General features: G+C 62.7%; 11 protein-coding genes. 1 reads left to right on the top strand and 10 read right to left on the bottom strand.

Annotated elements, in window-relative coordinates; all coding sequences use genetic code 11:
• The gene (locus tag BMW90_RS11070; RefSeq protein WP_074836595.1) at positions 1-1,425 is read left to right on the top strand and encodes an aspartate kinase; all 1,425 of its coding nucleotides are present in this window, start codon (positions 1-3) and stop codon (positions 1,423-1,425) included.
• Positions 1,426-1,459: 34 nt separating this feature from the next.
• On the opposite strand, the gene BMW90_RS11065 is transcribed toward BMW90_RS11070, so the two are convergent.
• The 10 genes from BMW90_RS11065 to BMW90_RS11020 all read right to left on the bottom strand — a co-directional run bounded on the left by BMW90_RS11065 (position 1,460) and on the right by BMW90_RS11020 (position 13,149).
• Positions 1,460-3,112 (bottom strand): hypothetical protein, encoded by a 1,653-nt coding sequence (locus BMW90_RS11065; protein ID WP_139211327.1) that lies wholly within the window; start codon positions 3,110-3,112, stop codon positions 1,460-1,462.
• Positions 3,105-3,500, bottom strand: coding sequence for an HAD family hydrolase (locus BMW90_RS11060; RefSeq protein ID WP_074836593.1), 396 nt, complete (start codon positions 3,498-3,500; stop codon positions 3,105-3,107). Before BMW90_RS11060 ends, BMW90_RS11065 begins: the two co-directional genes overlap by 8 nt.
• Positions 3,497-6,022, bottom strand: coding sequence for a glycosyltransferase family protein (locus tag BMW90_RS11055; RefSeq protein WP_139211325.1), 2,526 nt, complete (start codon positions 6,020-6,022; stop codon positions 3,497-3,499). The genes BMW90_RS11060 and BMW90_RS11055 overlap by 4 nt, the downstream gene beginning before the upstream one ends.
• 43 nt (positions 6,023-6,065) lie before the next feature.
• Complete coding sequence (locus BMW90_RS11050; protein ID WP_074836591.1) at positions 6,066-6,905, bottom strand: amidohydrolase family protein; 840 nt, start codon at positions 6,903-6,905, stop codon at positions 6,066-6,068.
• 1 nt (position 6,906) lies between these two features.
• On the bottom strand, positions 6,907-7,845 hold the full coding sequence (locus tag BMW90_RS11045; RefSeq protein WP_074836590.1) for an aldo/keto reductase: 939 nt from the start codon (positions 7,843-7,845) through the stop codon (positions 6,907-6,909).
• Positions 7,842-8,909, bottom strand: coding sequence for an ABC transporter ATP-binding protein (locus BMW90_RS11040; RefSeq protein ID WP_074836589.1), 1,068 nt, complete (start codon positions 8,907-8,909; stop codon positions 7,842-7,844). Before BMW90_RS11040 ends, BMW90_RS11045 begins: the two co-directional genes overlap by 4 nt.
• Positions 8,910-8,923: 14 nt before the next feature.
• Positions 8,924-9,802, bottom strand: a complete 879-nt coding sequence (locus BMW90_RS11035) for a carbohydrate ABC transporter permease (RefSeq protein WP_048528971.1) — start codon at positions 9,800-9,802, stop codon at positions 8,924-8,926.
• A 66-nt stretch (positions 9,803-9,868) separates the two neighbouring features.
• On the bottom strand, positions 9,869-11,116 hold the full coding sequence (locus BMW90_RS11030) for an ABC transporter substrate-binding protein (RefSeq protein WP_074836588.1): 1,248 nt from the start codon (positions 11,114-11,116) through the stop codon (positions 9,869-9,871).
• A 54-nt stretch (positions 11,117-11,170) separates the two neighbouring features.
• Positions 11,171-12,049, bottom strand: coding sequence for a carbohydrate ABC transporter permease (locus tag BMW90_RS11025; RefSeq protein ID WP_083416019.1), 879 nt, complete (start codon positions 12,047-12,049; stop codon positions 11,171-11,173).
• Entirely contained in the window at positions 12,049-13,149 is a 1,101-nt protein-coding gene (locus tag BMW90_RS11020; protein ID WP_074836587.1) for an enolase C-terminal domain-like protein, read from the bottom strand. The genes BMW90_RS11025 and BMW90_RS11020 overlap by 1 nt, the downstream gene beginning before the upstream one ends.
• Positions 13,150-13,152: the final 3 nt, after the last annotated feature.

Here is a 13,152-nt window from a genome sequence, read left to right as displayed (position 1 = left end):
ATGTCCCATACAGTCGAAAAAATCGGCGGGACGTCCATGGACCGCATCGACGAGCTGCGCGACACGCTGATCGTCGGCGACCGCAAGCCGGCGGACCTTTATGGCCGGATCTTCGTGGTCTCGGCCTTCGGCGGCATCACCAACCTGCTGCTCGAGCACAAGAAGACCGGCGAGCCCGGCGCCTATGCAGCCTTTGCCAGCGACGACAACGATCACGGCTGGCATGACCGGCTGGATCGCGTCGCCGAGGCGATGAAGATGGCGCATACCCGCGTGCTGGAGAATCCGGCCGACATCGAGCGCGCCGATGCCTTTGTGAACGACCGTCTGCTGGGCGCCCGCAACTGCCTGATCGACCTGCAACGGCTGTGTTCCTACGGCCACTTCCGCCTGTCCCAGAACATGGGGCAGACCCGCGAGCTGCTGGCCGGTCTGGGCGAGTCGCATTCGGCCTTTGTCACATCTCTGATGTTGCAGCGGGCCGGGGTGAACGCACGGTTCATCGACCTCTCCGGCTGGTGTGACGAAGGTGACCTGACCCTGGAAGAGCGCATCACCGGCGCAATGAAGGGTGTGGATCTCGAGACCGAGATGCCGATCGTCACCGGCTATGCGCAATGCTCCGAGGGCCTGATGGGCGAATTCGACCGCGGCTATTCCGAGGTGACATTCTCGCGTCTGGCGGCGCTGACCGGCGCCCGGGAAGCGATCATCCACAAGGAATTCCACCTCTCGTCGGCCGATCCCAAGCTTGTCGGCGCCGATGCCGTCAAGAAGCTGGGCCGGACCAACTATGACGTGGCCGATCAGCTGTCGAACCTCGGGATGGAGGCGATCCACCCGAAGGCCGCCAAGACCCTGCGCCAGGCGGCGGTGCCGCTGCGCGTGACCAATGCCTTCGAGCCGGCCGACCCCGGCACGCTGATCGACGATCAGCCGGCGGAAGAGGCAGCGGTCGAGATTGTCACCGGCCTCGATCTCTTTGCGCTGGAGGTGTTCGAACAGGACATGGTCGGCGTGAAGGGCTACGATTCGACCATCCTCGAGGTGCTGACCCGGCACAACGTGCGGATCGTCTCGAAAGTGTCGAACGCCAATACGATCACCCACTACGTGGACACCTCGATGAAGGTGCTGCGCCGGGTCGAGCGGGATCTGGCCAAGCACTACCCCTCCGCCGACGTTTCGTCGCGTGCCATCGCCATGGCAGCGGTGATCGGCGGCGATCTGTCGGGGCTCTCGGTGCTGACCCGTGGCCTTCAGGCCATCGCCGCGGCCGATCTCGAAGCGATCGGCGCCAGCCAGGGCCCGCGCAACGTGGATGTTCAGTTCATCCTCGAGCGTGACGCGCTGAAGCCGGCCATTGCCGCGCTGCATGGCGCACTGGTAGAGCAACGCGCGCCAAAGCTCGCCCGCGTCGCCTGAGCCATCCAATGAGCAGCCAAGGGCCCGCCTGGCATCAGCCGGTGCGGGCCTTTTCACGTCTTGGGGCACCGTATCCGGCCGAATATTCGTCGAAAAACCGATAGGCATTGGCGAGCAGGGCAAATTGCCGTCTCGGATCCTCGGCGTGCAGCGGCAGCATCGCTACAAACAGCAGCGCGGTCATCGGGATGATTTCCTCGGACAGCAGATCCTGCCCCCGGATGCGCAGCGGGCGGAATTCATCCTGCACCGCCTGAACCGAACTTTCCTGATGAACCTCGAGCGCAAAATCGCTTGGTCCTCGCCGCTCGAAGGACATGCGATCCGACAGGATCAAATCGTAGCAGCCAAAGACGGAATGGCAGAGCTTGGCCATATCGTAGCGCCAATCGCCGATCGCGACCTTTTCGGCTGCATCGGGAATACCTCTGGGATCGATTGCCTTCAGCTTGCTGGACCGCAGGTCGAACAGGATATTGCCGAAGAAGAAATCGCCATGCCAGAAACTCATGTCCTGTGGCGTAGACGGGCGAATGCCGTCAATCAGCCCCTCGGCAAACCGCATCAGCGATGGATAGCGGCGCCCGTTCAGCATGATTTCGGCATCGATATCAAAATCCGCCTGCCGGCCAAAGGCCTCGACCCGATCCAGGGACTTGTCAACGATCAGCCGTTGAAACCAGTCCGACGCACGGTTCCCCATGGCGCGATCCGTGGACGTCAGCGAAAAGGCGTTGCATCGGTCAAGGAACACTTCGCATTGGCGGCCGATCGTGCTCCACTGAAATCTCGGTAGGCGCGCAAAGACGTGAAGCTCGGCCAATGTCGGATTGTGCAGGTATTCAAGATTGTAGGAAAACCCATCGGAGGTGCCGTTGTTGCCGAGATAGGCCGGCGCAAAGACACGCATTTCATCGTGCAGCGACTCGAACCAGCGCGCCTCGGCGCGAAGCTTTGCCTGATCCTGCCCGCCCTTGGTCAACACCGGGCCGTCACATTCCAGAGAGTTAAAATACCGCGCCACCAGCATCTGTTTGCGTGAGTTGTAGAAGGTATTGATATGGCCAAAATCCAGCCACTCGTCCCGCTTCAGAGCCACCGGCCGACTCTTTGAATAGGTCGAAATCGCGGCATCGAAATCGACGCCCTTGCAGACTTCATCGCGAAATTTCTGCGCGTCGGAAAGGAAATAGAACCCGGAGGCCACGGTGCGGGGCGAATTGCCGTCGCCAAACCCCTTGCGCAAGCTCAGAACTCCGTCCTGCGCCTCGACGATTTCGGACCATTTGTAGAAATCGGTGGTATCGAAAACCGAAACCGTGTCCGCAGCCGGATTATCCTGAAACCGCATCAAGGTGTCGCCCAGCAGGATCATGACCTCGGAGGTCAATTGCAGGACTTCGAAAATGAAATAGACCGCGTTTCCCAGCGACAATCCGATGGGAACCCGCAGTATTCTGACGTCTTCGCGTTCCAGCCGTTCCTGGTCGGCCAGGTCCAGCTCGAAATCAGCCGGAATCGCCAGCACGATTTCCTCGGTAAACCGGGTCAGCTCCTTGAACTGATGCTCATACAGCCGCCGCGTGCCAACCGGCAAAAAGGCCGGCGGCAATTTCCCGAACTCCGCGCAGATATCTTCGCCGCTGTAATCGCCCGACATGATAACTGCGGTCGGAACCCTAGTCATCGCGCTGCATTTCCCGTTTCAGAAGGTCTTCGATTTCCTGCCGTGACAGGTTGCAGAATTCGCTCGGGCGGATCGCCCGGTCATCGACGTAGAACCCATTGTCGCCGCACCAGGGTTTGCCGACCCAAATTTCGTCATAGGGAACATCGTGTTTCTTGAGCCAGTCAATGACAATCGGCACCGTATTGGCGGTGATCGCCCCGACACTGCTTTCATAGGTTCGCATGTTCCGCGAGGTATGGATCGCGATGGTGAAACCGTCATTGCGGTACTTGCGAAGGGTATCGATGGCGCTCACATTGGGCCGCTTGGTCGAGTAGTCCTCGGGCCCGTCGATCGTGAGCGTATTGTCGAGATCGATAACAAGCCTGGGCGAATTGGGTTTCATTGTGCAGGCTCCAGCTCGGACAGCCGGTCAACCAGACGGGAGACAACCGAAGGATCGGCGCCAGACCGGGCTCGCAAGAAACCTATATACTCGGCAACCGTGCAAATCCGTGTCGCGTTGTACTGCCAGTTCTGAAAGGAAAATATTGGTCTGATATACAAATCGGACAACATGAGTGAGTACCCGAGCGTCGAATGCGGATTGATTGCCCCCGAACCAGTGTCGAAGGGCAAGTCTTTGTATTTCTTCCCATACTCATGCCAGACGCCGCAATAATGTTTTATCGCCTCGGGTCCGGCAATGGCAAAATTGTCGTCAACGAAAGGGAAATGGATGTCATAAAGCGGCGCCCGTCGAACAAATATGGCACGCGGTTGCCGGGCGCAGATTTCGATGGCCTCGCGAAGTTCACTTTGGTCGAAATCGAAACTCAGATCGGGCCGCATCCGGATAAAGAAATCAAACTCCCCGGTTTCGATTGCTGAATGGTAGACGTCAAACAGCTTGTAGAACAAGCGCTCCTGATTGTGCTTGAATTTCTGGCAAGTTTCACCTTCCCGGTCAATCTGGACCCATTCCGCGTCATAGGCCTCGTAGAGCGCCTTCTCTGAAATTCTCGACGAGGGGCTGAAATCATAGGTCTTGTTGAAGGCTTCTCCTGAAATCTGCTTTTCCAGGCAGACCTCGCGAATGACCGGGCGAATTCTCTCTTCATAGCCTCGCAGGGTGCCGAAGTTGGCCGGCGGGGTGCCCCGATTGGCCCAGGTCGAAATCAACGTCGTGAGCTCGATGCCGTCGAACAGCGGCGAATTGCGGAAGTTCTGGGCAAAATCATCGGCCCGCATCTGTCCGCTCAGCAGCAGCGCGCCGCGCAGGGCGGGTTTCTTGCTGAAGCTGGGCAACAGCGACTTCAGGCCAAAGCGCTTCTTGGGAGCAGCCGGCCGCTCAGCCTTGACCTGCGGCTTCGCGCTTGTCTGGCCGACGTCCTGCGCCACGATGTTGCGCAGGATCTGACGGCGCTTGTCGTCACCCTTGGAATGCTCGCGCGCCGTTTCCAGGTGACGTTCGATATAGGCGAGGATCGGTTTCCTGTCGGCCTCCGGGCGCAACCGGGTGATGCAATAGATGAAAAACAGGAAAACCACCGTCGGGCTCTCCTGCTCCAGATCGACGACATGTTTGATCATGCGGCTCGGCGAGATCGATTTCCGCATGATCCGAAGGATATGGCGATGGACGGGCAAGGAGAAATCGGCAAACGCGAATTTGAGCGCCTCGCTCGGCCGTTTCAGAGCATCCGCTTCACAGAGGTTGATAAGCCCGGCCAGAATATTCATCGCCTTGGCCCGGTCGTTTTCAAAATAGGCCCGTTGCAACATGTCATTCAGGATCGGGCGCAGGGCTTGGGTCGCCTTGCGAAAGCCCTTGGCTTCGGCGCGCAATCCGCGCAGGCCGAATGTATAATGGCTGAAACTGTCATGCTCGACGTGATACTCGAGAATGTTGCGGCAGATTTCGGTTAGTTTGCCCTGCTGCGCGATACTGGGATGCGCCATGATGTGATCGAAGAACTCGGTAAACCTGGGCTGCGATCGGCCCTGTGTGTACATCCTGGTCAGGACCGACATGTGATAGGCAAAATCAAGCTCGATCCCGCGCGGGCTCTGTTGGGCCCGGAACGCTTCATATTCCTGCGGCGTGCCGCAAAAATGCATGGCCTCAGCCGGCACCAGAACCGCAGCGACGCGATGGCCGTTCTTGATCAGCCGGTTGTAGATCGGTGCCACGAACAGCTCGTTGCCTATCGAGTAGTTTTTCGCTTCTTCGTCAAAGTGCTTGAGGAACAGCTCCGCCGTCCTGAAATAATACAATCCGTTGGAGCAGAAATCGGAAATCCGCACCTTCTCCGCGACGGCCTTGACCTCGGCAGCACCGGAGGCCTTGAAGGCTTTCGGGTCGGCCACTTCCGCAAACGACCAATGGTCGCCTTCGCCGCGAAAGACCTCGAGATAGCCATCCAGCGGCTTCAGGACTTTGGCCGATGGCAGCTTGAAATTCAGCCGGATCGTATCGACGTTGAATATGATGATCCGCTCGTCGGCCGGAACATCGGTGGCGCGAATGCCCTGGGCGACGGTATCCGCCTGCCCGGCGGTCATCCGGGGGACGCGGTGGACCTGGATGCGGTCCTCGGCAACCCCGGCCTTGGCGCATTCTGCGCGGATGAAATTCTCTGTAAAGTCATCCTCCTGGAGGATAAACAGGAAGTCGTCTTTGATCCCGGGCCCGTTGAAATGCTGAACGATGTGGCGGAAGATCGGGGCGCCAAACGCCTCCAGCCGGAATTTCGGAAGGGTGTAACCGGCGTCGGAAAACCGTCGGCTCTTCCCGACCAGAGGAAAAACTATCATAAAGGCGATGTTCCTGCGGTAGAGTATTGTATTAAAAATGCCGCCTGAACCGGCAGCGAAAGATATTCTCTGCGGCGCAGGGTAACCTGTGCGGCATGCAGCATCAAGCATGGTTTGCCGTGGGCGGCGCCCGCAGGCCGCCGGAAAGGCCGGCTCAGTACAGCCGCGCGGCGGTGCCGTGGTAGAGCGCTTGTCGGTCGCGCTCCGGGATATCCAGCTCGGCGAGAGCGGTGTCGAGCCGGTGGCGCCAATAGCCCGGCGAGGCCAGGGCCGTGGCGACCGGCCAGTTGCTGGCGTAAAGCAGGCGCTCGGCCCCGAAAAGCCGGATCATCGCGGCGACATGACGCTGGGTCATCGGATCGTCCTGCGCCGGATCGCCGGTCAGCGGCAGGCCCGAAACCTTGACGTGGATATTGTTCAGCTCGGCCAGCCCGGCCATGGCGCGATGCCAGCCGTCAAAGCGGCCGGGGTCCGTGTCGGGCAGGCCGAAATGCGCGACCACGACCGGCAGCTTCGGATGCGCCCGGGCCAGCGCCGCCACGGCGCCAAACAGGGGCGGCGGGGCCAGCACCTCGATCAACGCGCCGCTGTCCTGCAAGGCCGCGCAGGCCCCGCGCGCGGCCGCGCTGCGCAGATAGTCTTCGGGTGCCGCATCCAGCAGCGGTGTGAGCCGCACACCGCGAAAGCCGGGATCGGCGGATTGCCGGGCAAGTTGGGCCTGGCAGGCGGGATCGCGCAGATCGACCCAGCCCACAACGGCGCGAAACATTTCATGCGCGCGGCAAAGATCAAGGCAATGCAGCGCGTGCTCGACCGTCGCGGGGCCGTGAACCAGCACCGCGCTCTCGGCCCCGGTCTCGGCCAGAACGGGGGCAAGATCGGCAGGCAGAAAGGCGTTGCCGGTGAGGCTGGGGAATTGCTTTTCGGCAATGAAGGTCTCGCCGCGGCTGCGGTCCCAGATGTGGACATGGGCGTCGATGATGTGCTGGGTCATGTCAGGGCTGTTCGGTTGGGGCCGGTATCCCGAGCGAGGCCAGGGCCGGCCAGAGGGCGGCGGGAACGGGCGCGGAGAGATCGGCCAGGTTGGAGCGCAAACCCGCGGGCGCGGTCAGCCCGAGCACCAGCCGCGTCACCGCCGGATGGGCGGCGCTATAGTGCAGCGCGGCGCGTTTGAGCGTGACGTCATGGGCCGCGCAAGCCTTTTGAATGGCGTGCACTTTCGCCCGCGTCGCGGCGTCGGGGGGCTGATAGTCGAAGCGCGTGGCGGGATCGTCGGGGCCGGTGGCGAGAATGCCGGAGTTGAACGGCGAGGCCAGCTCGACCTGGGTGCCGCGCTGGCGGCACAGCGGGAAAAGATCGGGCGCGGCGGATTGATCAAGCAGGGTGAACCGCCCGGCGACCATCAGCACGTCAAGCTCGGCCTCGCGCAAGAGCGCGAGATGCGTGGCGGCGAAATTGCTGCCGACGCCCAGCGCGCCCACCACCCCCTGCGCTTTCAGCTCGGCCAGGGCCGGCAGCGCGCCGTCCAGTGCGGCGTCCGGGTCATCGTCGCAATCATGCACAAAGGCGATGTCGAGCCGGTCGGTGCCGAGCCGCGTCAGGCTCTGCTCGACCGAACGCAGGGTGGCGTCGCGGGAATAGTCGCGCCAGTCGCCCGGATTGGCCTTGGGGTTGCTGATCCGGGCGGCATAATCGCGGTAGCGCCCGACCTTGGACGACAGCAGATAATCGCCGCGCGGCACGCCCCGCAATAGTCGCCCCAACCGCTCCTCGGACAGCCCGCCGCCATACAGCGGCGCGGTGTCGAAACGCCGCAGGCCCATCGCCCAGGCGGCGGCGAACATCGCCTCGGCCTGGGCGTCCGAGATCGGCGCGACATTGCTGGTGCCCAACAGGCCGAACCCGAGGCCAAGAGGTTTGATCGGCTGGCTCATCGAATGCGCCGTTCGGTGTCGGGATCGAAGAAATAGGCATGCGCCATGTCGAAGGCGAGCGGATGGGGGGCGCCTTCGGCAAGATCGACCCGGCCGCCGGTCTTGCCGATCATGCTGTGCTGGCCAGCGCGGAAATGCACCAGCTTTTCGGTGCCCAATTGTTCGATCAGGTCCACCGGCACCGTCGCGGTTGCGCGGCCGGGCTGGTCGGCGGCGGGGCGGATGTCGTCCGGGCGGATGCCGCAGATCACCCGCGCGCCGGCGCGCAGCCCGTCGGGCGTGGCGCAGGCAATCTCGCTGTCGCCCAGTTTCAACCCGGTCGGCGTCACCATGCAATCGACCAGGTTCATCGGCGGGCTGCCCATGAACCCGGCGACAAAGACGGTGTCGGGATCGTGGAAAATGGCATCCGGCGTGCCCTGCTGTTCGATCTTGCCGTCGCGCATGATGACGATGCGGTCGGCCAGGGTCATCGCCTCCACCTGATCATGGGTGACATAGATGATGGTGTTCTGGAGCCGCTGGTGCAGCCGCTTGATCTCGGCCCGCATCTGGCCGCGCAGCTTGGCGTCGAGGTTCGACAGGGGTTCGTCAAAGAGAAACACCTCCGGGTCGCGCACGATGGCGCGACCCATGGCGACGCGCTGGCGCTGGCCGCCCGAGAGGGCGCCGGGCTTGCGCTCGAGCAGCGGCGTCAGCTCGAGAATATCGGCCACCTCGCGCACGCGCCGGTCGATCTCGGGCTTGGGCATCCGCGAAAGTTGCAGCGAAAACGCCATGTTGTTGTAGACGGTCTTGGCCGGGTAGAGCGCGTAGTTCTGGAACACCATGGCAATGCCGCGTTCCTTCGGGCGCAGCCCGTTGACGACGCGCTCGCCGATGGCAATCTCGCCGCCCGAGATGGTCTCGAGCCCGGCCACCATGCGCAGGGTGGTGGATTTGCCGCAGCCCGAAGGGCCGACAAGGACACAGAACTCGCCCGGCTGGATCGAGATGTCGATCCCGTGCAGCGCCTGATGGGCGCCGTACATCTTCACGAGGTTTCGGATTTCAATGCGTGACATGGGGTCTCCGGGTCTTACAGACGGCGCGCTTCGTTGCGCAGGTAAAGCAGCGTGAAGGCCGCCGAGATGATGAGGATGGATACGGCGACGGTGGCCGCCTGGCTGAACTGGAAATCGACAAAGGCGAGGCGGAAGGTCAGGGTCGAGAGCACCTCGGTCGCCCGGCCGGGGCCGCCGCCAGTGGACAGCCAGACCAGCGGAAAGAGCTGGAAGGTCCAGATCAGGTCCAGCAGCGCGACACCGAAGATCACCGGTTTCAGCTGCGGCAGGGTGACATGCCAGAACTTGTGCCAGAAGCCTGCGCCGTCGATCTCGGCGGCTTCGTAAAGCTCACGCGGGACGGTTTGCAGCCCCGACAGGAAGCTGACCATGATGAAGGGATACCCGCGCCAAGTCGAGATCAGCAGCAGCGACCACATGGCGAGATCGGGATCGCCCAACCAGTCGAGCGGCTCGGACGTGAGCCCCATCCATTGCAACATGTAGTTGATCAGGCCGAAGGGGTTGAGCAGCAATTGCCAGTTCAGCGCCACGACGACGGCGGTGAAGATCCACGGCAGGATCAGCATCGAGCGAAAGAACGTGCGGGCGCGCGGTGCAATATCGGCATTGACCAGGAGCGCCAGCCCGATGCCGACAATCATGTGGCCCAGCACCGAGCCCACGGTGAAGACCACGGTGTTGAACCCGGCACTCCAATAGCCGGGATCTGTCATCAGGTTGGTGTAATTGGCGAGGCCGACAAAGGTGGGGTTTCGCTCGACGATGACATTGTCGTAAAGCGAATATTCCACCACCTTGTAGAGCGGCACCGACAGCAGCGCGCCGAGGATCACCAGCCCCGGCAGAAGGAACAGGTAGGGCGTGCCCCGGGTGGTCATCTGGCGAAGCATTGTGGTCACTTGAACGTCCTTTTCGCGTGGAGGGTGGGGCGCAGGGATGCGCCCGGCCCTTGCGTCTTATCCGGCGAGGTCGAGCCAGCGCGCCTGAACGGCGGCGGCGGCCTCTTCCGGGCTTTGGTCGCCGCGCAGCATGGCCTGGATTTCCTCGGTCATGACCGACCAGCTGGCCGCCGCCTTGGGCGACTGGCGCATCTCCTCGACCGGGGTATCGCCCGACAGGATTTCCATCTGTTTGAGCAGCGTCTCATCCGCGCCCTCGCGCACCGCATCAAGCGCGGCGAGATTGCCGGGCAGCGCATTGGCGGCCTTGGCGGCACGGGCATTGACCTCGGGCGAAAGCAGGTAGTTGACGAAGGTCCAGGCCGCGTCCTTGTTGGGGCTGTCGGCGGCAATGCCGATTTCCCAGCCATGCACGCGATAGGCGGTCTCCCCGTTCGTGGGCACCCGCACCAGCGTGTACTCCAGCTCGGGATTGCGGCTGGTGATCGAGCTGGAATGCACCCCCGGGGAAATCATGAACCCGGTGCGCCCGGCGATGAACTCCTCCAGATCGACGCCGCCGGTGCGCGAGGCCGCGCCCGGCGCGATGGCACCGGCATCGTTCATGTCCTTGAGGAATTGCAGCGTCGCCACCACCTCGGGGTTGTCGAAGTTCGGCGTGGTGTCAGCCATGATCCTGCCGCCATGGGCATAGAGCAGCGGCAGGAAGGTCAGGATCGGGCCGTTCGACGGCGGCTGCGAGGAAAACGGCATGCCGATGCCCGAGATGCCATCCTCCAGCGCCGAGATCGCGCCGGCCTGTTCGGCCAGTTCCTCCCAGGTGGCGGGCGGCGCGTCGAACCCGGCCTGGCGCACCAGCCCCATGTTCACATGCATCACGAAAGGAAAGGCATTGAGCGGCACCATCCAGGTGTGGCCGTCGATCTTGCCCAGCGGCGCCTCGACCAGATCGGATGTGGCAAAGCTGTTGTCGTCGCGGGCCAGATACTCGTCGAGCGGCTCGAGAATGCCGATGTCGAGGAATTCCTTGGTCCAGGGCATGTTGAGGCCCAGCACGTCCGAGCCGACGCCGATGGCATTGTCGGTCACGATGCTCTCGCGCACCTTGCCAAAGGGCTGGGTGACCAGCTTGACGGTGATATCCGGGTGCTTGGCTTCGAAGTCGGCGACCAGCTCGTCATAAAAGCCGTCGGTGTTCTCGGCCGCGAACCATTGCAGCCATTCGATCTCGGCGGCCTGCGCCGCCAGCGGCGTCAGCGCCGTCGCGGCGGCGAGCGCCAGGGCAGTGAAACGGGTCTTGATCATGGTAGTCTCCTCCTTGTTGTGGTCCGGGGCTTGCCGCCCCGGTGTGCGGGCTCCTCACCCCTTGACGCCCCCCGCGGACAACCCGCCGACGACAAATCTCTGAACGAGCATGAACAGGATCAGCACCGGCAAAGAGCCGATCACCGAAAACGCCATCATCTCGTCCCACTTCAGGCCGAACTCGCCGACCATCATCGAAATCCCCACCGGCACGGTGCGCATGTCCATCGACCGGGTCAGCGCCAGGGCAAACAGGAACTCGTTCCAGGCCAGCAGGAAGGTGTAGACGGCGGTCGAGATGATCCCCGGCAGCGCCACCGGCAGCAGCACCCGCACCAGCACGCCCAGCGGCGTGCAGCCGTCGATGGTGGCGGCCTCGTCGAAATCCTTGGGGATGGTGTCGAGATAGCCGTTCATCATGACGATGGAATAGGGCAGCGCGAAGGTCAGATAGGTCAGGATCAGACCCCAGAGCGTGTCATAGAGCCCGAGAAAGACGATCACGCCGAAATAGGGGATCAGCAGTGTGATCGTCGGCACCATCTGGGTGGTGATCACAAAGAGCTTGGCCACCCGGTCGCCGAAAAAGCGGTAGCGCGAGAAGCCGAAGGCCGCCAGCGTGCCGATCACCAGCGACAGCGCGGTGACGGCGAGGCCCACCACGTAGCTGTTGATCAGGAAGCTGCGAAACTTGGGATCGGTCAGCACCTTGGCATAGCCGTCCCAATGGAAGGTCTCGGGCAGGAGCCGCGGCGGCAGCGAAAAGGTCTCCGTGGTCGGCTTGAGCGAAACCGAGATCATCCAGAGGATCGGAAACACCATGACAAAGGTGACCAGGGCCAGCGCGGCATAGATCGCGGCCTGCCGCCAGCGGCGGCGGCGCTCTTCGTTGACGGCCTGTGTGGCCTGGGCGGGCTGGACGATATCCGACATCACAGCACCTTCAGCGTCGCGTTGTCGATGAAATCCCAATCCAGCGCGATGCCGAGGCCCGGGCCCTGCGGCAGATGCGTGTGGCCGTCGCGCACGTCGATCGGATCTTTCAACCCGATGGCAAAGAGCTCTTCCGGCACCAGCACCTCGAAGAATTCGTTGTTGCGGATCGCGGCGGCGCAATGCAGGTTCACCAGCTCCAGCGGGTGATAGATCGCGGTGTGGATCTCGCAGTTCATTCCATGCGCCTCGGCCAGATGCGCCGTCTTCATCAGCCCGGTGATCCCGCCCGACCACGAGGCGTCGCCGCGCACGATGTCGACCGCGCGGCTGGCCACCAGCTCGGCCACGCCTGCGGGGTGGTTCTCGGCGGTCTCGCCGCCGACGATGGGAATGCGCAGCGCCCGCGTCAGCTCGCGCATGGAGCCGTGGCATTCGTCGAACATCGGTTCTTCGAGCCAGTAGTAATTCAGCTCTTCCAGCATCTTGCCGAAGTGCAGATTCTGCTGGAAATTGAAGTTGTTGACCGGGTCGGACATCAGCCGGAATTCCGGGCCCACCGCCTCGCGGCAGAGCCGGTGCGCCTCGAAGGCAATGTCGATATCCGCCGGCGGGTGCAGCTTGTAGGCCGCCCAGCCGCGCGCCTGCAACGCCTTCGCCTCATCGGCATAGGCCTGCGCCGTGGGCAGGGTCAGCGAAGAGCCATAGATCGGCACCGCATCGCGCACCGCGCCCAGATGCTTGTACAGCGGCAGCTCCGCCGCCTGCGCCTGCGCCAGATGGCAGGCGATGTCGTAAGGCGCATAGGCATAGGCCGGGGTGAAGTTCCAGGCCCGGTTGAAGCGGCGATAATCGTGCCAGTGCTTTTCGCGGTAATCCGGGTCGCGACCGATGAAAAACGGCCGCAACAGCTCGGCCGAGACCGCCCCCATGGCCAGCGCGCTGCGGCCGGCAAAGCCGAAGGTCTCGACGCTGATCCCGGCGTCGGTGTCGAATTTCATGGCGAGGAATTCGAAGTCGATCGGCTTGCCGTCCTTCAGGCTGTAGGCCTGATCCGGTTCGTGGCGGCAGGCCCGGATTTCGATATTGGTGAACTTCATGAA

Source organism: Marinovum algicola (assembly GCF_900109145.1).
GTDB lineage: Bacteria > Pseudomonadota > Alphaproteobacteria > Rhodobacterales > Rhodobacteraceae > Marinovum > Marinovum algicola.
The sequence above is the reverse complement of the archived record's forward strand: the minus strand, read 5'-3'. Positions and strand labels throughout refer to the sequence as shown.